The following is a 21,328-nucleotide window of genomic DNA, read 5'->3' as shown; positions in this document are numbered from 1 at the left end:
TATTTACTTGTTTAATTTATTTAAATCTTTAAAAAATATCTTATCTAAAAGCTTTGGAGGCACTATATACATGGCGAGAATAAACATCCATTTTTTGGGTGTGATGATATAACGAGATTTAGGTTTGCTAGAAGAATAAGCTTTAAAAATTCTATCAGCCACCTCTTTCACATCTAATCCGATTTCTTCAATCTGATTAACTGCTTCATCTAATTTATCAAAAATTTTCTCATAATCAGTATTCGCATACGGATTAACACCTGTTTTGGCTTTACCCCAAATATCTGTTTTAATTGGACCTGGTTGAATAATAATCACATCCAATCCATACAACATCATTTCTCTACGTAGTGCATCATAAATTGCTTCTATAGCATGTTTAGATGCTGAATATGGTCCTAACATGGGTCTTGTCATCACGCCACCAGTTGAACTAATCACGATAACTTTTCCTTTTTTCTTAGTTGTATAATTTGCTCCTAAAAGCGGTAAAGCTTTTTGAGTTATATAAACATTAGAAAAAACATTGATCTCGAATTGTTGTCTTAACTCTTCTATAGCTACATGCTGAATCGGGCCATACTTGGCTACCCCGGCATTATTGACAAGCACATCTAGTCCATGATCACCAACCACTTGTTCTATTTCTGCAAAAGCTTTATCTACAGCTTCGTGATCGGCAATATCAAAAACTAATAGATGAAAATTATCTGCAAATTCTTGTTGTAATGCTTCTCCGTCTTGTGGTTTTCTAACGCTTCCGAAAACGTAAAAACCTTCTTGTAGAAATTTTTTGGCGGTTGCCTTTCCGATACCAGATGAAACACCTGTTACTAACGCATATTTCATGTAAAGCGATTAAAAAACAAAGATAAGAAAAAAACTGAGCTATTTTGGGATGTAGGGCATAAACAAAAACATCCCGAATTCAAATTGAATTCGGGATGTTTTTAATTTTTTATTTTATTCTGCTTCTATTCGGTGAACAGTTGCTCTAGACTCGAGTCCGTTGAGCTTGCTTTGAACAAATCCTTGTTCTTGCATCCACTCGTCGCTGAATACTTTGGTGATATATCTTGAACCGTGATCTGGGAAAACAACTACAACAACTGCATCCTCAGGAAGTGATTCCTTGATTTGTTTTACTGCTTGGAAAGCAGCTCCACTTGTATATCCACCCATGATACCTTCTTTTAAGGCAATCTCTCTGGTTGTGTAAGCACTCTCCTCGTCTGTAACTTTCACAAACTCGTCGATGATATCAAAATCAGTCGCTTTTGGTACTAAGTTCTTACCTAAACCTTCGATTCTGTATGGATAAATTTCGTTTTTATCTAACTCTCCTGTTTCATGATATTTCTTAAGGATAGACCCATAAGCATCAACACCAATAACTTTGATATCAGGGTTTTGCTCTTTCAAATATCTAGCAGAACCAGAAATAGTTCCACCCGTACCACAGCATCCAACAAGGTGAGTAATCTTACCTTTTGTTTGTTCCCAAATCTCTGGACCTGTCGTTAAATAATGGGCATCAATATTCTTTTGATTGAAATATTGATTGATATATATAGAGTTAGGTGTTTCCTTATGAATCCTTTTTGCGACCTCGTAATAAGATCTAGGATCATCTGCAGGAACATTCGCTGGACAAACAAAAACTTTTGCCCCTAAAGCCTTAAGATAGGCTATTTTCTCTCCTTTGGTTTTATCGCTAACTGCCAAAATACACTTATAACCTTTGACAATACTTACCATAGCAATTGAAAAACCTGTGTTTCCTGAGGTTGTTTCTACGATGGTTGCTCCAGGTTTTAAAAGACCATCTTTTTCAGCCTCTTCTATAATATGTAATGCAATTCTATCTTTAGTGGAATGACCAGGATTCCAACTTTCAAGTTTAGCATAAATATCACCTGGAATATTCTCAGCTATTTTATTTAGTTTTACTAAAGGCGTATTCGCAATTAATTCTAAAATATTATTGTAGCTTTCCGTATTCACAATTTTAACTTTACTTAACAATCGCCAAATTTACAATTATTTATTGAGTTTCTGAGGATTTTTTGGAATTCATATCCGTTATCCTTAGTTTAAAAGTCAATTGTATTCAAGCTGAATTGTCCTATTCAAGCATAGTATAGCAAAGCATATACCATGTTTATAACATTCTTAAAAAAGACACCGAATTAGCTCGAATATTTCTATACAAAGGCCTTTTAGAGCTTTTAAATTATGACCTTTCTACAAAAAATGCTTTATTTTTCCTTAATGCTAATTTTATTCTTGATGTGTTTCGAATAAGTATTTTATGATATTTTTCATATCATTTGTTAAATCAACTTTTCGTCGACTCATCATTCTTTCTGCAACTTCATAGGCTGCATCTAATCTAAATTTGTCATCTTCGTTTCCTCCACCCCAACTAAACATCTTAACTCGATTAGGCGGAAAACCTGATTTGAATACATTGGCAAATGGCCCGACCACGGTACCAGTATTAAATTGGGTATTAATAGCAGATTTAGCATGATCACCCATGATTAAACCACAGAATTGTAAGCCAGTTTTCTCGAATTTATTTTCTGCATAATTCCAAAGTTTAACTTCTCCGTAGTTATTCTTAAGATTAGAATTATTGGTGTCAGCTCCTAAATTACACCACTCTCCAATCACACTATTACCTAAGAAACCATCGTGACCTTTGTTGGAATAACCTGTTAAAATAGAATTATTCACCTCTCCACCTACTTTACAGTGTGGACCAATAGTTGTTGCTCCGTAGATTTTAGTTCCTAAGTTTAATTTTGCATGATCGCATAAAGCCAATCCACCACGCACCATACTACCTTCGCAAATTTCAGCATCCTTACCTATATATATAGGTCCATCGGTTGCATTTAAAATCGCAAACTCTACTTTTGCTCCTTCTTCTAAGAAGATATTATATTCATTGATAACGCCGTTGGTTTCAGAAATAGGTTGAGAAATTCTATTCTTTGTCAATAACTCGAAGTCAAAAGCTAGAACTTTATCATTGTACGAAAACAAATCATAAGGTCTTTGAATATGAATTAATTCAGAATCCCAAGATTGAACTTCCCATTTTTTAGCTTCAAAGTCTTCATTCGAACCTTTAAATGCTAGAATAGCATCTTTATATTGAATTGCTTTTCCTTGTTTTAAGTTCAATAAAGTATCAAAAAGTTCAGCGGTTGGGAGATAGGTTGGATTTAGGAATAAATTGACTTCCTCTTCCTTCATAGGAAAGGCCTCTGCCAAATAAGGCAAAGTCTTATAAGAAATCTTTTTACCGAGGAACCTCTCCCATCTATCTTTAAAGCTTAGAATTCCCATGCGCAGTTCGCCACATGGTTTTAGGAAAGTAAGTGGAAGTAACTGTTCTTGTTCTTTTTCACAAAATAGGATAACGTTCATAAAGCTGTTGTTTATTAATTGTTATGCAAAATACTAAAATAAAAAAGTCCCGACATAATCGGGACTTAAAAAATATACTATTATGAAAATGATTTTATTTCTTGTATTTCTTGTACTTGTTCATGAATTTATCAACACGTCCAGCAGTATCAATCAATTTCTGCTTACCTGTATAGAAAGGGTGTGACGTAGATGAAATCTCCATTTTTACTAATGGATACTCAACACCATCGATTTCGATAGTTTCTTTCGTTTCAGCTGTAGATCTTGTAATGAAAGTCTCCTCATTACTCATGTCTCTGAACGCTACTAGTCTATAATTGCTTGGATGAATATCTTTTCTCATGACCTTTTATTCTTATTTCGGGCTGCAAATATAAGTATAATTTCTAATCCTACAAATCTTAAAATTAATTTATCTTTGTAAAAACTAATAATTTATGCCCAAATTTGGTTATACAAACCCTTTAGTATTTTTAATTACGATTTTAATATTAACTTCTGCTATGTCTTGTCGCAAAGACTTAGACTTCGAAAGCAATCCAAATATTGCCTTACAATTCAGCAAAGATACAATCTTTTTAGATACTATTTTCACTCAATCTAATTCTGAAACTTATTTATTAAAGGTTTATAACCCGTCTAATGATGATATTTCACTTTCTAATATCTATTTGAATCAGCGCGAAAATTCAAATTTCCGTATTAATGTAGATGGTATGCCTGGGTTTGAATTTTCTGAAGTTCCATTAAGAGCCAAAGATAGTTTGATGGTATTTGTAGAAGTAGCCATGCACCAAGCAAACAATAGAATGATTGAGGAGGATGAGTTAATTTTCTCTGATAGTCAACAAGAAGTTAAGTTATTAGCCATGATTGAAGATGCGATCTACCACTACCCTAACGAAGGTGAGGATTTTATTCAGATAAATCAAGATACTGAATGGGATAACAATAAATCTCATGTGGTTTATGGCACACTGAAAGTGGATAATGCAGCATTAAACATTGCGGCAGGGGCAAAATTATATTTTCACAACAATAGTGGAATGTTGGTAGAAAACGGTGGAAGTTTAAACCTCAACGGAACTATTGATAATCCTGTTCTGATGAGAGGAGATCGCCACGATGCCCGATATGATTCGCTTCCGAAGCAATGGCATGAGGTTAAATTAAAGAATGCCAACTTAAATGCTAATTACACCATCATTAAAGGAGGTAAGAATGGTTTTAACTTAGAAAACTCTTCAGCAAACATCGAAAATACTCAAATCTATAATATGTCTTCGAGTGGTATTTTTGCTAAAGATGCTAATATTATAGGAAAGAATCTTGTGATTGCAGATGCTGGAGATGCTAGTCTTAATATTGAAAAAGGTGGGAATTATGAGTTTTATTTCTCAACTTTTGCGAATGTTTGGAAAACAGGTTTAGTGGGCATCAATGGACCTAATGTTCCTGCTTATTTAAGTAATTACACCGAAGATGAGGATGGAAATGAAAGCTATGCAGCGCTCAATGCTATTTTCGGGAACTGTATATTCTATGGTCGTTATCCTAATGGGGTTTATTTAGACGAGAAAGAAGATGCTGGATTCAACACTAGTTTTGACCATTGCTTTATTAAAAACGAAAACACGGATGAGATAGATTATGCAACTCATCCTAGCTTTATTAATCCATTGACTGGAAATCCAATGTTTGTTTCGAGTATTTTTAGTCAGCAAGATTTAAGACTTCAAGAAGAATCACCTGCTAAAAATGTTGGAAATAGCGCTTTCAATAGTCAAGCACCTAAAGACATCAAGGGAGTTTTGAGAGGTCAAAATCCTAATATTGGAGCTTACGAATAGGGATTTCGGTTATCAGTTCTCGGTTCGCTGTTCTCAGTTCGCTACTATCTCTTCATAGTTAATTGTGCTCAGATTTATTTATTCCATAGAAGTGAATAATAAATTTTAAATATTCAAAGACATATAATATTGGCATCACGATGTACATAGCTAAAACACAAACAAAAACCTGTCATTGAATTGAATCCTTAAATATTAATATTTAAAGTTATTTGTTTTTTTATCTAAGCAAAAAAATTCTTCAAGGCCTCAACAATGTATAGGAGCAATAATTACTAAGAAAGTTTACTTTAGATAAAATAATAAATGAATAAAAATAGCTAGAAAAGAGGCGGAATTATCTTTCCTCATTTCTAGCTATATATTTTTTAAATAAATCTTTATCGAATTACTCTTCGCGCGTTGCGTTGGCGTACACACGCCATTTTTCTAAAAGCGCTGTAATATCATCAGGAATAGGACACTCAAAATGCATCATTTCCCCTGTTGTTGGATGCTCAAATCCTAAAGTTTTAGCATGTAAAGCCTGACGTGGACAAATTGCAAAACAGTTATCTACAAACTGTTTGTATTTTGTGAAAGATGTTCCTTTTAAAATTTTATCGCCACCATATCGCTCATCATTAAATAATGTATGACCAATATGTTTCATGTGTACACGAATTTGGTGCGTTCTACCAGTTTCTAACTTACACTCCACCACGCTCACATAACCCAATCTTTCTAAAACCTTGTAATGTGTTACGGCGTGTTTACCTTGGCTCCCATCCGGAAATACAGCCATCTGCAAGCGGTTACTTACGTGTCTAGCAATGTTTCCTTCTATCCTACCTTGGTCTTCTTCTACATCTCCCCAAACAACAGCTTGATAAAGTCTTTGGGTGCTACGATCGAAGAATTGTTTTGCCAGATGATTCATGGCAAATTCGGTTTTAGCCACAACTAAAAGTCCACTTGTGTCTTTATCGATTCTATGCACTAGACCTGGGCGATCTAATTCAGCATTTAAATTCGGTAAGTTATCGAAATGATATTTTAAAGCATTCACCAACGTACCACTATAATTCCCATGCCCTGGATGAACTACCATGCCTGAAGGTTTATTTACCACAACAACCTGATCGTCTTCATAGACAATATCTAAAGGTATATCTTCGGCAAGGATTTCATTGGTTCGTGGCGGAAAAGCTAAAACTACTTTTACCTCATCATTAGGTTTAACCTTGTGATTTGACTTTACCTTTTCACCATTTACAAAAATGTTACCTGCGTCTGCCGCCTTTTGAATTTTACTTCGAGACGAATTTTCTATAAAATTAGATAAGAATTTATCTGCTCTTAAAGGCTTTTGACCTTTGTTTGCGGTGAAACTATAATGTTCGTATAACTCCTCTTCTTCGTTTACTTCGGGTGATTCTTGATCGTTTCTCATTAGTCTATCGAAATACCTGTCGTGTCAATTTTCTTCGGTCCTGTTGCCGCTGGAGCTTTTGGCTCTTCTTTAGGACGCATTTGCTCATTGGTATTTTGGTCGTATTTAATAGCGTTTCTAATTTCCTCTGGCAAGTCTTTGATATCTATCGTTCGCGAACTCTCAATAGAATTATAGAATAAAGAATCTTTTTCGTCTAACTTTCTTCTATATACCAAGTTCAGTGAGTCTAATTCTTTTCTCAACTGCGATGTTGGCTTTTTAGATAACCATAAAGAAACAGGTAATCCTTCATCATAATTATCGTTTGGAGGTGGATCTTGATAAACCACTTTAGTGCCTATGGTATCACGTGTTCCTCCTAAATAATAAATCTGACCTATATCGAAAAATTTATCTTTAAGAATTGCCTTAGCCTCTTGTAATGTTAGACCTTCAACTTGTGGTACAGGCATGTCCATTTTGAATCCTCTTCCTAAAACCAAATCCACTCTGGCCCCTTTAGGTAATAGTTTTCCTGCTTGTATGGTGTCACCATTAAACATAACGCCTAAAACTGCATCTCTAGCAGGGTCTTCAACGTAGATGGTATCTCCTAAAACGAATCCTCTTAAATGCAACTGCGTAATCGCCAAACGACTACTTTTATCGATTAAATCAGGTAATTCAACCGGACGCCATGTACTTGGATTGGACTTAATAAAAATACGTCTACCCGGCTTAACTTTTGAACCTTGTAATGGATAAAAATCTAAAATAGCATACGGAGGATAATCCTCGGTGAACTTAACACTATCGACTTCATACCTTAAATCTAGCTCTTCTAATTTTTGAATAGCTTCATTAATATTTAATGTAGATAAATCGGGTACTTCTACCGAAACACCATGCTTTGTATAATTATCTAAAAACTTGAAAGCATAGAACCAAAGACCAATTAGAAGTGCTCCTCCTAATATAATACTTAGCCATAATTTCCAACTAATTAGTGCTTTGAAAAAATTCATAGGTTATTATAATATTGGACAAAGATAAAAATTAATGTAATATGTATGAGTTTGAACGTAAATCTCCTAGAATTATTTAATTTTATCAAAATTTTGAAGAATGAAAAAAGTAGCCGTTGTGATGGGTGGATACTCCGATGAATACAAGGTTTCATTGAAATCTGGCCAATTAATTTATGATAGTATCGATAGAGATTTATACGAACCATATAAAGTTATTATTCTAGAAAACAATTGGTATGCAGAGGTTGAGGGTCAGACCTATGAACTGCACAAAGGTGATTTCTCATTTGATATGAATGAGCAAAAGATAACGTTTGATGTTATTTTTAATATTATTCATGGTACACCAGGTGAAGACGGTTTTTTACAAGCTTATTGGGATATTTTAGGAATTCCATATACGGGTTGTGGGCACTATCTTTCTGCTTTAACCTTTAACAAAAAAGACACCTTAGCCGTATTACATAAATACGATATCCCTATGGCCAAGTCTTTTTACTTGACTAAAGGAGATGATATAAATCTAGACAAGATTGTTGAAAAAGTAGGCTTACCTTGTTTCGTAAAACCTAATCAATCGGGTTCGAGTTTGGGGATTTCTAAAGTTAAAACCAAAGAAGATTTCGCTAAGGCTTTCGAATTAGCATTTGCAGAGGATAATGACATTTTGATTGAGGAATTTCTCGACGGAACCGAAGTTTCAGTTGGAGTGATTCAATATGGTGGAAAAACATTTGTAAGTGGTGTTACCGAAATCGTTTCTCATAATGAGTTTTTTGATTATGAGGCTAAATACCACGGAGCTTCAGAGGAAATTACACCTGCTCGGATTTCAGATGAAATGATGCAAAAGGTTCATGAGGTTGCTAGCAAGGTTTATGATACTTTAAAAATGTCGGGCATGTCTAGAAGTGAATATATCATTGTAGATGGCGTTCCACATTTTATAGAAATGAATACGTTGCCAGGCTTCTCTCCCGCTAGTATTTTACCTCAACAACTGACACATGCTGGAATAAGTATTAAGGATTTTGTGAGTTCGGAGCTGGAAGCGAAAGTGGTTTAGTCGTAGATATTGATAACAAAGTATATTTCCAGGCGAGTTGCATTAATAAGAAATATTAAAAACTTTACATACATTATAATTTTTGTACTTTTGCCTTTCTACAAATTAAAATTAAGATAGATGTTTCAAAGTCTTCAGGATAAATTAGATAAAGCATTACATACGCTTAAAGGTCATGGTCAGATTTCTGAAATTAACGTGGCAGAAACGGTTAAGGAAATCCGTCGTGCCTTGGTAGATGCGGATGTTAGCTATAAAGTTGCTAAAGAATTCACCAACGACGTTAGAGAAAAAGCGCTGGGTCAAGATGTATTAACTACATTGAATCCAGGACAGTTAATGACTAAGATTGTTCATGATGAAATGGCCAACTTAATGGGTGGAACAACTTCAGAATTGAACATCTCTGAAAATCCAACCAAAATTCTAATTGCGGGACTACAAGGTTCGGGTAAAACTACCTTTTCTGGAAAATTAGCGAACTATCTTAAAACTAAAAAAAGTAAAAAACCTTTATTAGTTGCAGGTGACGTTTATCGTCCAGCTGCGATTGATCAGCTAAAAGTATTAGGAGAGCAAGTTGGTGTTCCGGTATTTACGGAGGAAGGAAATCAAAAACCAGCTGATATTGCTAAAAATGCATTGGCTTATGCTAAAGCAAATGGACACAACGTAATTATATTCGATACGGCGGGTCGTTTGGCGGTAGATAACTTTATGATGCGCGAAATTAGAGAAGTGCATGATGCTGTAGAGCCTACTGAAACATTATTTGTAGTTGACTCTATGACGGGTCAGGATGCTGTAAATACAGCTAAAGCCTTCAACGATGTTTTAGATTACGACGGTGTTGTTCTTACCAAATTAGATGGTGATACACGAGGTGGTGCTGCGCTTACGATTAGAACCGTAGTTGATAAACCAATTAAGTTTATTTCTACCGGTGAGAAAATGGAAGCATTAGATGTTTTCCACCCGAATCGTATGGCGGACAGAATCTTGGGAATGGGTGACGTTATCTCTTTAGTAGAACGTGCTCAAGAACAATTCGATGAGGAAGAAGCTAAACGTTTACAAAAGAAAATTGCCAAAAATAAGTTTGATTTTAATGATTTCTTGAAACAAATCAACCAAATCAAACGTATGGGTAACATGAAAGATTTGTTGGGTATGATTCCTGGTGCGGGTAAAGCATTAAAGGATATCGACATTGACGATGATGCGTTCAAACACGTAGAAGCTATCATCTACTCTATGTCTCCTATTGAAAGAGAGAACCCAGATATTATTGACGCTAGTCGTAAGAGAAGAATTGCAAAAGGTTCGGGACGTTCTGTACAAGACGTAAACAACTTATTAAAACAATTCTCTCAGATGGGTAAAATGATGAAATTCATGCAGACGAGTCAAGGTAAAAATATGATGAAAATGATGGGCAGTAAAATGCCTGGAATGAAATAAATTATAATTAATGAGAAAATTATTTTTAACATTTGCTTGCATCATTGGGCTTAGCTCTTTTGCATTAGCACAGAAAGGCCAAACTCAGTTGAATGCTGGAGTTGGTTTTGATAGTTGGAAAGGAGTTCCAATTTATGTAGGTTTCGATCACTATGTATCGAATGACTTTACCTTAGGGGCAGAAGTTTCGCATGTTTCTTTGGATAAATACAAAAAACATAAACACGATTATTCTATTTGGGGAATTGGTGGTAATGCAAACTATCATTTTGATCGCGTTTTATCTTTACCAAGCGACTGGAATATCTATGCTGGGTTGAACTTAACCTATTATAGCTGGGATCACAATGATCATCATGATAATGATGGATTGAATTTAGGAGCTCAAATTGGAGCTAGATACTTCTTTAGCAAAAACTTTGGCTTGAACTTACAAGCAGGGGGAGGAAGCAATGTATCTGGAGGTAAATTTGGAATCACCTATAGATTTTAATCTGATTTAAAATAACATATTTATAATAAAGGACTATTTTTATGGTCCTTTATTTATTTAAATAAGTTTCTAAAAACTAAATTTTACAAATTATGAAACAACTTGTTTTAATTGTTGGTGCTTTCTACGGGATGCTTTCTATTATTTTAGGAGCATTTGGAGCACATGCATTCAAAGATATGATCTCTGTGGAGAAGTTGGCTAGCTTTGAAGTTGGCGTACGCTATATGATGTATAGCGCCCTAACTTTATTGATTTTAGGGTTCTTTTTAGATTTCACCACTGGCATAGAGAAAAACGCTGCTCGATTGATTATGGTGGGTAGTTTTATGTTCTCTGCAAGTATTTATTTCTTAGCTTTTTCTGAGAAAATCAATGTTCCGTCTAAAGTATTAGGTCCTATCACACCTGTGGGAGGAACGCTTATGTTAGTTGGTTGGGGAATGCTTTTATACTACTTCATTAGAATGTATAAATAAACACAACAAATTACATTTACAGCTTAATGCTGGTGCAACGTAAGGTAAGCAAGTAAAAAGCCTAGTGCTAAACTTATTACTTTACGTTGTTTTAGTTTATGATTATCCGAACTCTCGAAGATAATAACCGTAGAAATATGTAAAAATATACCCGAAACTATGGCCATCGTTGGCATCATCCACTCGGTTGGGATAAAATCACCTACCAAATATCCAATGGGACTAGCTAAAGCAAAAACCAGCATAAATAAGGCTTGCTTGTGCCATTTATCTGTGATGCTCGCAATAAATGTAAATAAAATTAAGGCTACCGGGATTTTATGAATTACAATTGCTGTCAACAAATGATTGTCGGTGTCGGAATGCAATGGAACACCTTCTATAAATGCATGTAAAAATAACCCAACAAAAATGGCTAAAGGAAATTCATTGTCCTTGGTTTTATGAATATGACCATGCTCTGCTCCTTTGGTAATTGTCTCTAATATGATTTGAATAAATACACCTAAAAGAATAAATAGTCCGTTGGAGACTAAAAAATCTGATGCATAAATTTTAGGAAATATCTCTAAAACGGTGATCGTTAATAAAAACGCACCGCTAAAGGTTAATAACAAACTTGGTATTAACTTAGTTTTACTAAAATACCATCCTAACAACGAACCTATGAGAACGCTTGCGATGAGTGCAATAAAGATCATTCGGCAAAGATAAAAATTTAGTGATTAGTAGACGGTAATTAGTACATGGTATTTGGAAATTAGTAAATAGAAAATGATGTTCTCAGCTCACGGTTTTCTTTTCACCACTCGCACACGAAAGGTCGTTTCTATGGAGCTTCGGCTGAGCTAAATTTAAGAACCATGTATGTTCATTAAATAATGCTTTCCCAGTTGCTAACCCAGTACCAACTACCGTCTACTTAAAATCTATCACTATTTATCTTCTACTAATTTAAATCTCTTTACTTTATCTTGAATTAAGTCGATACCTAAATTATGGATTGACCCAACGTGACTTGTTTTAAATTCCTTGTGAGGAACATAAGATCCATCTTCTACAGATAATCCTACTTCTTTGTAAGCATCACGGAATGCAGTTCCATTTTGGATTAAGTAGTTGATGTTTTCTACCGTATAGATTCCATCATATTTTTCTTGATCCATGTATCCTGATTTAATCTCTAATTGAGGTAAAGCAAAAATCAAGATATCTAAGATGTCTACGAATTGCATCATTGGCTCAAATAAAACTTCTTTCAAGATTTGGAAATCTCTATGATAACCACTTGGCAAGTTATTGATGATTAAAGCGATATCATTAGGAACCCCTTGAATTCGGTTACAATGTGCTCTTGTTAACTCAAATACATCTGGATTCTTTTTGTGTGGCATAATACTAGAACCCGTTGTCATTTCATTAGGTAATTTCACAAATCCTAAATCCTGACTATTGTACATTACTAAATCATAAGATAATTTAGATAAAGTTCCAGAAATCATGGCTAATGCTGAAGCTACTGCCTTCTCGGTTTTACCTCTCAACATTTGCGCACCTACCGAAGAAACAGCTAATTCAGAGAATCCTAATTCTTTGGTGGTTTGTAATCTATCGATAGGAAAGCTTGTTCCGAATCCTGCACCAGAGCCTAGTGGATTCTGATCAGCAACATGGTAAGCTGCTTTAAAGAATGCCAAGTCTGATAATAAATTTTCAGCATAAGCTGTAAACCACATTCCAAAGCTATTTGGCATTGCCGCTTGAAAGTGTGTATAACCTGGTAAAAGGTCATTTTTGTGTTCTTCTGCTTTTTTAAGCATAATGTTTACCAACTCAAGAACCTTGTTGGTAACATCTTCTAAATATTCCTTTTGGAATAACTGTAGCGCTACTAAAACTTGATCATTACGTGAACGTGCTACGTGGATTTTCTTTCCAGCGTCACCTGTTAATTTGATCAATTCGCTTTCGATTTTACTGTGAACATCTTCAAAATGTTCATCAATCTCGAAGTTTCCGTTTTCTAAATCAAGTAAAAGCTGATCTAGACCTTTTTGTAATTGTTCATTTTCTTCGTCAGATAAAAGACCCACTTTTGCCAACATATTAGCTTGAGCTTTAGAAGCTAGCATGTCGTGTTTTGCAATGTAAATGTCTAAAATTCTGTCTTTCCCAATCGTGAAGTTTTCGATTTTTTTGTCGACTGTAAAGCCTTTGTCCCAGAGTTTCATTTAAAATTTTTTGAAGTTTCACAAAGTTATGAAAAAGCTATAGATTATGGCAAAGTGTAACTTGTATTTAGAGAAAAGATTAAATTCTACTCACCACTCCTAACACAAAAATTTGTGACAAATAATTTTAAAACCCGCATACACTTTAAGCTTTCTACACTTTTCATTCTTCATTCTTCATTAATCAACTTCCACTACTGTTTCTTTTTGATCCAGGAAAATCAATAACTTCCTTTTGACAGGCATACCTAAATCCGTAAGAAATTGAGCATAATCATTCACCTGTTTTTCATATTTCTTTTTAGGCTCACCCGTTTTATAATCCATTAAAATCCAATCCTCATTTAATTTCACCAATCTATCTGGCCTAAATAAATTTCCATCAGGGGCGACAAAATCTCTTTCGTTATAAAACTCTTCTGCATTAAACAGTGCAGACAAATCTTGATGTTCAAATAATTTTTTAAGTTCTACCGAAAGTTGAGTTTTTTCTTCTGCTGTAATAAAACCTTGTAATTCAAATTGATCCAACACATCATCTGTTTCGGAAATATGATTAATTTTCTCTAAAACTGAGTGCATTTTTCGTCCATATTCTAAGGCCTCTGCACGACTATCATCCCACAGCATGGCATGTTCCTCACTGATCTTAACTTTCTGTGTCCAATCACTGCTCACAAACGGAACTACCATTTGATTTTGGTTATTTCTCTCCTTAAGTGTTGAAACTCTTTCAGGCGAACCAAAACTGATACAATTATCTTCAAAACCTTCTTGTCTTCCAGCAAAATGGAATAAATAAGAAGCTACTGGTAAATCACTTTTGCCAGGCACATCAGCTACCATATATAACTGTTCTACCGCTCGTGTTGTTGCCACATAGAGCATGTTCAGCGCATCTAATTCCGCCTGAATTTCTTCCTCTATAATTCGCTCTTGCACCTCAGCAGGCATTTGCTCCATATCATTTAAATCTTCAATATAGATTTGTTTTACCTTCTCATCCTCCACCGGAATCCAAATTCCTGAAGACTTTGGTTCCCAAGTAATATAAGGCAAGAAAACAACCGGGAATTGCAATCCTTTAGACTTATGGAGTGTCAATAATTGAATTGCTTTTTGTCCCTCTGGAATCACAATACTTAATTTATGTGCTTTTTGCTCCCAAAACACCAAAAATGCTTGTGGCGTAGGATCTGGCTGATATTGAAACTTCAATATTTCATCCATAAAAAAGGAAACATAAGCATTCGCGTTTTCCTGTAATCTAAAGGCTCGTACCGCTGCCGAAACTTGGTCATAAAAAGATTGAAATGGTAATTTTAAAAATTCTAAATCAACATCTCTTTTTTTTAAAACTTGAATAAAATCATTCTCGTTAAGACCTATATGATTGGCAATAAATTCGGTTTTATCCTCTACATTTAAAATATGATTTTGATACAATCTTAAAATTAGATTAATCCTATATTCGCTATTTGTCGGCTTGGTTAAGAATTGAATAAACGCCAATAATAACTGAACATGATCTGAATTTTGAAGCAATAAAGATTCATTTGAAATAATCTGATAACCTTTCTCAGATAAGAACTCAGCAATTAATTGCCCTTGTGAATTCGTGCGAACCAAAATCGCCATTTCTTCCCAAGCAAAACCATTCTCCTCAGCTTTTTGAATATCTTCCAAAAGTCTATACATGCAGTTTTCTAAATGACTTTCGCCTGAACCCTTCTGAGGTTTAGGTTCAAATCTTAACTGTACATATCCACCCTTTTTATGATTCTCTTCTTGACCAGCACTTTCATATAAAGCCTTAAAACCAGGATGATTTAATCCTCCTCCAATGAATTCATATAAAGCATTATTGAAATTAATTACCTCGTGATAACTTCGCCAGTTTGTTGGAAGACTCTCTACTTCAATTCGCTCATCTGTATCTTCCATATCTGCCAACCCAATCATCAAATTAGGGTTTCCACCACGGAAACGATAAATAGATTGCTTAGGATCTCCTACAATCATTACCGTCATATCATCCGACAAAGCATTTAAAACTAAAGGAAGCAAGTTTTGCCATTGCAAATCAGATGTATCTTGAAACTCATCAATAAAATAATGATGATATCTATTTCCTATTTTTTCATAAATAAATGGCGTAGGTTGATCTTTAATATTATCACTGATAATCTTATTAAAATCACCAATCAATAAAATATTATTTTCTTCTTTAACCTTGTTAAGGCGCTTGTCCACCTCGTTGAGAAGTGTAATCGGATTAATTTTCTTTTTAATTTTAGACCAGAAATTATAATCACGTAAATTTTCTTGAATTACTGCATAAGCATCAGCAATAACTGAAGTTAAAGCATCAATATCTGCACTTTTATTAGAAAGATAAGCACCGCTTTCAAATAATTTCTCAGCTCTTGGTCCAAACAAAAGATACTTTCCATCTTCTATATCTAAAAAATATTTAAGAACACTTCCACTATTTTTATACTTAAAATCCTCTATGCTTAAACCTTGATTTTTAGTGTAATCTAAAACATCTTTAGCCGCTTTGTCAATATTAAGTTTCGCCGCAAAATATTTACGATTCACCATATTCCTAAAAGCATTAAACTCCTCTAGGCTCAACTTCTGAAGCTGTTGTAATGGTTCTAGAAATTTATCTTGTAACAAATCATTAGACTGCTGAATCATGTCATCAGAAATATCCCAACGCTGATCGTTAGATAGATTCTCTAAGGCAATATCCGTCATGATATCCGACAACAATTTTTCATCTTGGAGTTCAGAAAAAAGTAAGTCAACCGACTCCGAAAGCATTTGTCTGGTATCCATTTCCACATCAAAATTCACCGAAATTCCAAGATCTTGAGAGAAAGCTCGCATTAATCTTAAGTTGAATTTATCGATGGTACTTACAGCAAACAAACCATAATTATGTAAGATAGAAGTTAGGATATTTCTAGATTTAAGGCGGATAGCATCTGGCGACAAACCTGTTTCTTTCATCATTGTTTTCATCTCTGAATCCTCATCAGGCAAATCAGTAAGCTCTTGTAATTTTTCTACAATTCTCACTTTCATTTCATTAGCTGCTTTGTTGGTAAAAGTAATGGCCAACAACTTTTTGAAAGCGTCTGTCTCCGGCTTTAAGAATAAAAGAGAAAGAAATTCCTTAACTAAAGTATAGGTTTTACCTGCTCCCGCCGAAGCATTATAAATCTTGATTTTGTTAGGTTTTAGCATAAAAGTAATTCTGCTCCTAATTTAATAAATTAGTGCTGATTTAGCCCTTATAACTTATAAATAATTGGTAGTGGGTCGCTACTTTCTAACTTAAAAATAATATTATCCCAAGTGAAGAAAGCGAGATTATCAACCATAGCGAAACACCTAAACTAATTGGCTTAGACCCTGCTTCTCGAATCATTTTCACATCGATTCCAGCACCTACTAAAAAGATAGTTAGAACCAAAATTGATTTAGATAAAAAGTCGATTGAATCTCCTATAAAGCTAGGAATCGCTAAGAAAGTATTAATTAAAATCGCAACAATAAACAAGATAATAAACCTTGGCACTTTTGCTTTGCTATCTCCACCTTTGAACATCCACATCGACAAAAACGATACTGGAATAATCCATAAAGCTCTTGATAACTTAACCGTGGTGGCAACCTCTAACGCTCTTTCACCATATTCCATAGCAGCGCCCACTACAGAGCTCGTATCATGTATAGCAATCGCTGACCACAATCCGAATTGATCTTGGGTTAAATTTAACCATCCGCCAATCGGTGGAAAAATAATCAGCGCAATTGAATTTAATAAAAATACGACACCCAAAGCCACCGAGATTTGATTTGGGTTTGCCTTAATAACGGGTGCAACTGCAGCAATAGCGCTTCCTCCACAAATGGAAGTACCGGAAGACACTAAATGTGTGATTTTTCTATCTAAACCGAGTGCTTTTCCAATTATAATTCCCGCAATTAAAGTGAGGCTTATACTAAAAATGGTCAGACCAAGTCCGTCTTTACCCACTTCTAGAACATTGTGTAAATTCATTCCGAAACCTAAACCTACCACAGCGATTTGTAATAATAGTTTTACATATTTAGCCTGTAGTTTTTTGTCAAAAGGATTCCCGAAGATTTGTGTAATTAAAAAACCTGAAATTAAGGCAACAGGAGTAGAAACCCATTGCAGCAATGCTGCTATCGCAAAGGCTGCAAAGACTAAATGCGGAATTGGTTTATGTCTTAAAAATTGCATTCACTCGATTAAGCATACAAAAATATAATTTAAGAAATTGAATTGTGTAACCTAGGTGCTACTAAATCAACTAAAATTTTCTTAAATCATAGAATGCTATCTGAAGTATCAATCTAAAAATCTGGATTTCAATTCAGGAGTTGGAATCCAACATGCTTCCTTTTTGCCGAACCATTTATAGCGATTAGAGGAAACAAAATCATACACCGCATTTCTAATAAATTTTGGAACGATATAAAATATCCTAACGAGTTTCCATGCACCTCCGAAGTCCGAAAAAACCTGGATTGCCGCTGTAGATCGTGTATAAACTTGTTTATTACTTAAGTAAATAAAGGTCTTAAAATTATCTTGTTCGATATTTAAATCACTCAATAATTCCTGACCAAAATTGGATTGTAGCGAGGCAAATTTTAAACTTTTCTTTTTATCAAGTTTAATCAATGTTTGCACCGACGCCTGACATAAATTACAAACTCCATCAAACAAAACCACCTTATCCATATGCAAAGATAAGCTTAAATAGTCTTATTTAATGTTATTCTCCTTCAACCACTTTCTATACTTAGCCGCATTTTTTAAATGCTCCGCATAACTGCTGGTAAAGCTATGATATCCTGGTCGGTCTGGATCAGCACAGAAGAAAATATAATCATGTTTCTCAGGTTTTAACACCGCATCGATCGCTGTTCCATTGGGTAATGTAATCGGCGCTGGCGGTAAACCTGTCACCTGATACGTATTATAAGCCGAAGCTGTTTTTAGGTGCTTGTGATAAACTCGCTGAATTTTCTCATCAAAACCATGCTCTAACTTATAAGCATACACCGAAGTTGGGTCTGCTTCTAGTTTCCTACCTTGCTTTAAACGATTCAAATAAGCCTGTGCCACCTTAGGTTGCTCATCAGCCTTAGAAGCTTCCATTTGAACAATCGATGCTAGAGTATAAACCTCTAATTCGGTCATCCCCGAATTCGCCAACAGCTGTTTTCTCTCATCATTCCAGAATTTACCATGTTCGGTAATCATTCTTTCCACAAAACCTTCACCTGTGGTTATCCATTTAAAAAAGTAGGTATTTGGAATAAAATACATCTTACTCGTTTCTAAATCTAAACCTTTTTCTTTGAAAGTTGGATTCTCTAAAATAGCTTCAACAATATCAGCCGAGTCTGCATAAATATGCTTACTAGCTCCTCTTGCTAAGTGAAAAATTGTAGGTGAATTTTGAACCATAACTTTCACCTGCTCCTCATCACCATTTTTAAGTTTAAGAGCAATTTCTTCGTTGGTTTCACCTTCCTTTATGAAATATTTACCTGGTTTCACATAGCGATCATATTCCTCTGCTTGAGCTACAGCATCAAATTGCTCAATATCCTTAAGAAAAGGTTTTAAAGAATCTAGAACTTGCTGATAAGTAGCATTAGGATAGATATATAAATGACCTTCTTTCGCGACATTTTGTTTGTCCCCATAAAAATAAGAACATGACGCAATGCTAAGAAATAATAGGCTAATTATGGTATAGGTAAATAATCTCATAAATAATTTTTAAATTTTAATTTTCCCTTTGAAAACAAAGTCAGCAGGTCCAATTAATTCAATATCGGTGTAGCTATCTCCTTGCTGTAGGAAATTCACTTTTAAGTTTCCACCTTTAGTTTTAACGTTGATGTCGGTCATTTGAGACTTTTCTAGTGCTACCAACGAAATAGCTGCTGCTGTAACACCAGTTCCACAGCTTAATGTCTCATCCTCTACGCCTCTTTCGTAGGTTCTCACCTCGATGCGATTGGGAGAAAGTTGTTGAACAAAATTCACATTCGTTCCTTCTGGATAAAGCTCTGAATAACGGATTTTTGCTCCTTCTTTCTTTACATCCAAATCATATAGACTATCTAAATAAACAATATGATGAGGAGAACCAGTATCCATGAAAGTATAAGAATCCTCAAATTTAACCTCATCTACATCTTGCATTTGAAGTTTAACAAAGGGATCTAGAATTTCGCCACTATGCAGACCATCTACCGCTTGAAAAGTCACTTTATCCTTTATTAACTTAAGATCAGACATAAACCTAATAAAGCATCTACCTCCGTTGCCACACATAGTACTGCGATTTCCGTCGGAGTTGAAATAAACCATTTGGTAAATTCCGTCTTTTTCTTGAAGTAAAATCAGTCCATCAGCTCCAATTCCAAATCTACGATCACATAATTTCTCAATAATTTCCTGATCTATAGGGAATTTCTGTTTGCGGTCATCGATCATAATAAAATCGTTGCCCGTGCCTTGGTACTTATAAAATGTCTGCAAAATTTTTATTTTAAATTGAAATTAGTCTGCTACAATAATTTTTTTATTGACGAAACTACAATCAATTTCGAAGCCAAGATTATCATCTGAATAATCTGTGAAATCAATCACCTCTCCCGTCCAATGAACTTTTAAAGTTCCGTTTTTGTCTTGAGAAAACTTTAGAACGTTGTTATTAATTTCTAAATCATCTTCATTCACCATAAGATTGGTGTAAAAAACTTCATCAAGTTCTCCTTCTTCATCCGTAATTTCAACTGTTCCCTCTGGTATTTCGACAGTTTCCCCTACCAAATGCTTTCTATCTTGAGCATTAATTGGGAAGTCGTCAATATTTAAAATCACTTTTGGAAACTCATTCTGCAAAGAATCTTCTTCTAAATGCTCAATGTCTTCTGTTGATTCAATTTCTAAGATTAAACAATGTTGTCCTTTTAGATAAACTACCTTACAAAATGACTTTTCGATAGTATAAGTGAAAGTTTCTTCCGGATGGAAGAATTTAATTGTACCGCTCATGGTATTAATGAGTTAATAATTTTTGGTTTAAGTTGCGAATATATATAAAATCATTGAAGTAATATCCAGATTAAGATGGTGTTTTTAAACATTTAAGTATTTTTTAATCATTCCATGATATCACTTGAGAACGATAATTGCTTTAAAAGTTTATTAACTTTGTATTTAACTTAGATAGATGAAAAATTTCCTACGAAAACGTTGGTCGGACATCCTAATTGGATTGTTCTTGCTTTTAATGTTATTACCACAAACAAGACAGCCCATTCAAGTGTTTATTCAACGAATGATTTCATTTTCTCCCACCACTATTGATGAGGATAAACAGCAAACTTTAGAGAATTACAATCTCCGAATTGAAAATGCTAAGGGTGAACAAATCAATATGATTGATTACGAAAATGAAGTGATTATTTTAAACTTTTGGGCGACCTGGTGTCCGCCATGTATTGCAGAAATGCCAGATTTTGGAGAATTACACGCTGATTATAAGGATAAAGTTAATTTCTTTTTCATTACACAAGATGAGTGGGATTTAGTTAATAAATTTGAAGAGAAAAGAAATTTCAACCTACCTTATTATAGATTAGTAGAACCTAACGAATCTTTGAATTACAGACAATTACCGACCACTTATGTTATTGACAAAAAAGGTAAAATTGTAATCGATAAAGTTGGTGTTGCCAAATGGAATGCTGACAGCTTTAGAGAAAAATTAGATGAATTAATTGCAGAATAAATC

General features: G+C 34.5%; 20 protein-coding genes. 6 read left to right on the top strand and 14 right to left on the bottom strand.

Annotated features, from left to right (window positions below):
- Positions 1 to 3: 3 nt before the first annotated feature.
- From NLM59_RS08115 to NLM59_RS08100, 4 genes are all read right to left on the bottom strand, one after another.
- A complete protein-coding gene (locus NLM59_RS08115; RefSeq protein WP_304417269.1) occupies positions 4 to 849 on the bottom strand; it encodes an SDR family oxidoreductase in 846 nt (281 codons plus the stop codon).
- Between the two features lie 114 nt (positions 850 to 963).
- On the bottom strand, positions 964 to 2,004 hold the full coding sequence (locus NLM59_RS08110; RefSeq protein ID WP_304417268.1) for a PLP-dependent cysteine synthase family protein: 1,041 nt from the start codon (positions 2,002 to 2,004) through the stop codon (positions 964 to 966).
- A gap of 276 nt (positions 2,005 to 2,280) precedes the next feature.
- Positions 2,281 to 3,438, bottom strand: a complete 1,158-nt coding sequence (locus tag NLM59_RS08105) for a GlmU family protein (protein WP_304417267.1) — start codon at positions 3,436 to 3,438, stop codon at positions 2,281 to 2,283.
- Positions 3,439 to 3,532: 94 nt separating this feature from the next.
- The gene (locus NLM59_RS08100) at positions 3,533 to 3,784 is read right to left on the bottom strand and encodes a type B 50S ribosomal protein L31 (protein ID WP_304417266.1); all 252 of its coding nucleotides are present in this window, start codon (positions 3,782 to 3,784) and stop codon (positions 3,533 to 3,535) included.
- Between the two features lie 94 nt (positions 3,785 to 3,878).
- On the opposite strand from NLM59_RS08100, the gene NLM59_RS08095 reads away from it, so the two are divergent.
- Entirely contained in the window at positions 3,879 to 5,291 is a 1,413-nt protein-coding gene (locus NLM59_RS08095; protein ID WP_304417265.1) for a hypothetical protein, read from the top strand.
- Between the two features lie 388 nt (positions 5,292 to 5,679).
- Here the strand turns inward: NLM59_RS08095 and NLM59_RS08090 are convergent, their stop codons facing one another.
- Both NLM59_RS08090 and NLM59_RS08085 read right to left on the bottom strand, forming a co-directional pair.
- Positions 5,680 to 6,723, bottom strand: coding sequence for an RluA family pseudouridine synthase (locus NLM59_RS08090; RefSeq protein ID WP_304417264.1), 1,044 nt, complete (start codon positions 6,721 to 6,723; stop codon positions 5,680 to 5,682).
- Positions 6,723 to 7,730, bottom strand: coding sequence for a PASTA domain-containing protein (locus NLM59_RS08085; RefSeq protein ID WP_304417263.1), 1,008 nt, complete (start codon positions 7,728 to 7,730; stop codon positions 6,723 to 6,725). Before NLM59_RS08085 ends, NLM59_RS08090 begins: the two co-directional genes overlap by 1 nt.
- A 100-nt stretch (positions 7,731 to 7,830) precedes the next feature.
- Between NLM59_RS08085 and NLM59_RS08080 the strand changes: the two genes are divergently transcribed.
- The 4 genes from NLM59_RS08080 (at position 7,831) to NLM59_RS08065 (ending at position 11,232) form a co-directional block, all read left to right on the top strand.
- Positions 7,831 to 8,799: a D-alanine--D-alanine ligase gene (locus NLM59_RS08080; protein ID WP_304417262.1), complete on the top strand. Its 969-nt coding sequence runs from the start codon at positions 7,831 to 7,833 to the stop codon at positions 8,797 to 8,799.
- 120 nt (positions 8,800 to 8,919) lie between these two features.
- Positions 8,920 to 10,260 carry a signal recognition particle protein gene (gene ffh / locus NLM59_RS08075; protein ID WP_304417261.1) on the top strand — a complete coding sequence of 447 codons (1,341 nt, stop codon included), beginning with the start codon at positions 8,920 to 8,922 and terminating at the stop codon, positions 10,258 to 10,260.
- Between the two features lie 10 nt (positions 10,261 to 10,270).
- On the top strand, positions 10,271 to 10,753 hold the full coding sequence (locus NLM59_RS08070) for a porin family protein (protein ID WP_304417260.1): 483 nt from the start codon (positions 10,271 to 10,273) through the stop codon (positions 10,751 to 10,753).
- A 92-nt stretch (positions 10,754 to 10,845) separates the two neighbouring features.
- Positions 10,846 to 11,232, top strand: coding sequence for a DUF423 domain-containing protein (locus NLM59_RS08065; protein ID WP_304417259.1), 387 nt, complete (start codon positions 10,846 to 10,848; stop codon positions 11,230 to 11,232).
- A 23-nt stretch (positions 11,233 to 11,255) separates the two neighbouring features.
- On the opposite strand, the gene NLM59_RS08060 is transcribed toward NLM59_RS08065, so the two are convergent.
- The 8 genes from NLM59_RS08060 to NLM59_RS08025 all read right to left on the bottom strand — a co-directional run bounded on the left by NLM59_RS08060 (position 11,256) and on the right by NLM59_RS08025 (position 20,586).
- The gene (locus tag NLM59_RS08060) at positions 11,256 to 11,933 is read right to left on the bottom strand and encodes a ZIP family metal transporter (RefSeq protein ID WP_304417258.1); all 678 of its coding nucleotides are present in this window, start codon (positions 11,931 to 11,933) and stop codon (positions 11,256 to 11,258) included.
- A 234-nt stretch (positions 11,934 to 12,167) separates the two neighbouring features.
- Positions 12,168 to 13,463 (bottom strand): argininosuccinate lyase, encoded by a 1,296-nt coding sequence (gene argH, locus NLM59_RS08055; RefSeq protein ID WP_304417257.1) that lies wholly within the window; start codon positions 13,461 to 13,463, stop codon positions 12,168 to 12,170.
- A 180-nt stretch (positions 13,464 to 13,643) separates the two neighbouring features.
- A complete protein-coding gene (locus NLM59_RS08050) occupies positions 13,644 to 16,718 on the bottom strand; it encodes a UvrD-helicase domain-containing protein (protein ID WP_304417256.1) in 3,075 nt (1,024 codons plus the stop codon).
- Between the two features lie 85 nt (positions 16,719 to 16,803).
- Entirely contained in the window at positions 16,804 to 17,745 is a 942-nt protein-coding gene (locus tag NLM59_RS08045) for a YeiH family protein (protein ID WP_304417255.1), read from the bottom strand.
- 108 nt (positions 17,746 to 17,853) lie between these two features.
- Positions 17,854 to 18,249, bottom strand: coding sequence for a thiol-disulfide oxidoreductase DCC family protein (locus NLM59_RS08040; protein WP_304417254.1), 396 nt, complete (start codon positions 18,247 to 18,249; stop codon positions 17,854 to 17,856).
- A gap of 24 nt (positions 18,250 to 18,273) precedes the next feature.
- The gene (gene mltG / locus NLM59_RS08035; RefSeq protein WP_304417253.1) at positions 18,274 to 19,290 is read right to left on the bottom strand and encodes an endolytic transglycosylase MltG; all 1,017 of its coding nucleotides are present in this window, start codon (positions 19,288 to 19,290) and stop codon (positions 18,274 to 18,276) included.
- Between the two features lie 9 nt (positions 19,291 to 19,299).
- Positions 19,300 to 20,070, bottom strand: coding sequence for a diaminopimelate epimerase (gene dapF, locus NLM59_RS08030; RefSeq protein WP_304417399.1), 771 nt, complete (start codon positions 20,068 to 20,070; stop codon positions 19,300 to 19,302).
- An 18-nt stretch (positions 20,071 to 20,088) separates the two neighbouring features.
- The gene (locus NLM59_RS08025; RefSeq protein WP_304417252.1) at positions 20,089 to 20,586 is read right to left on the bottom strand and encodes a hypothetical protein; all 498 of its coding nucleotides are present in this window, start codon (positions 20,584 to 20,586) and stop codon (positions 20,089 to 20,091) included.
- 178 nt (positions 20,587 to 20,764) lie between these two features.
- Here NLM59_RS08025 and NLM59_RS08020 point away from each other — a divergent pair, with 178 nt between their 5' ends.
- The gene (locus tag NLM59_RS08020; RefSeq protein WP_304417251.1) at positions 20,765 to 21,325 is read left to right on the top strand and encodes a TlpA family protein disulfide reductase; all 561 of its coding nucleotides are present in this window, start codon (positions 20,765 to 20,767) and stop codon (positions 21,323 to 21,325) included.
- The last annotated feature ends 3 nt before the right edge of the window (positions 21,326 to 21,328 follow it).

The sequence above is a fragment of the Profundicola chukchiensis genome (assembly GCF_029664245.1).
GTDB lineage: Bacteria > Bacteroidota > Bacteroidia > Flavobacteriales > Weeksellaceae > Profundicola > Profundicola chukchiensis.
This window is presented reverse-complemented; position numbering and strand designations above follow the sequence as displayed.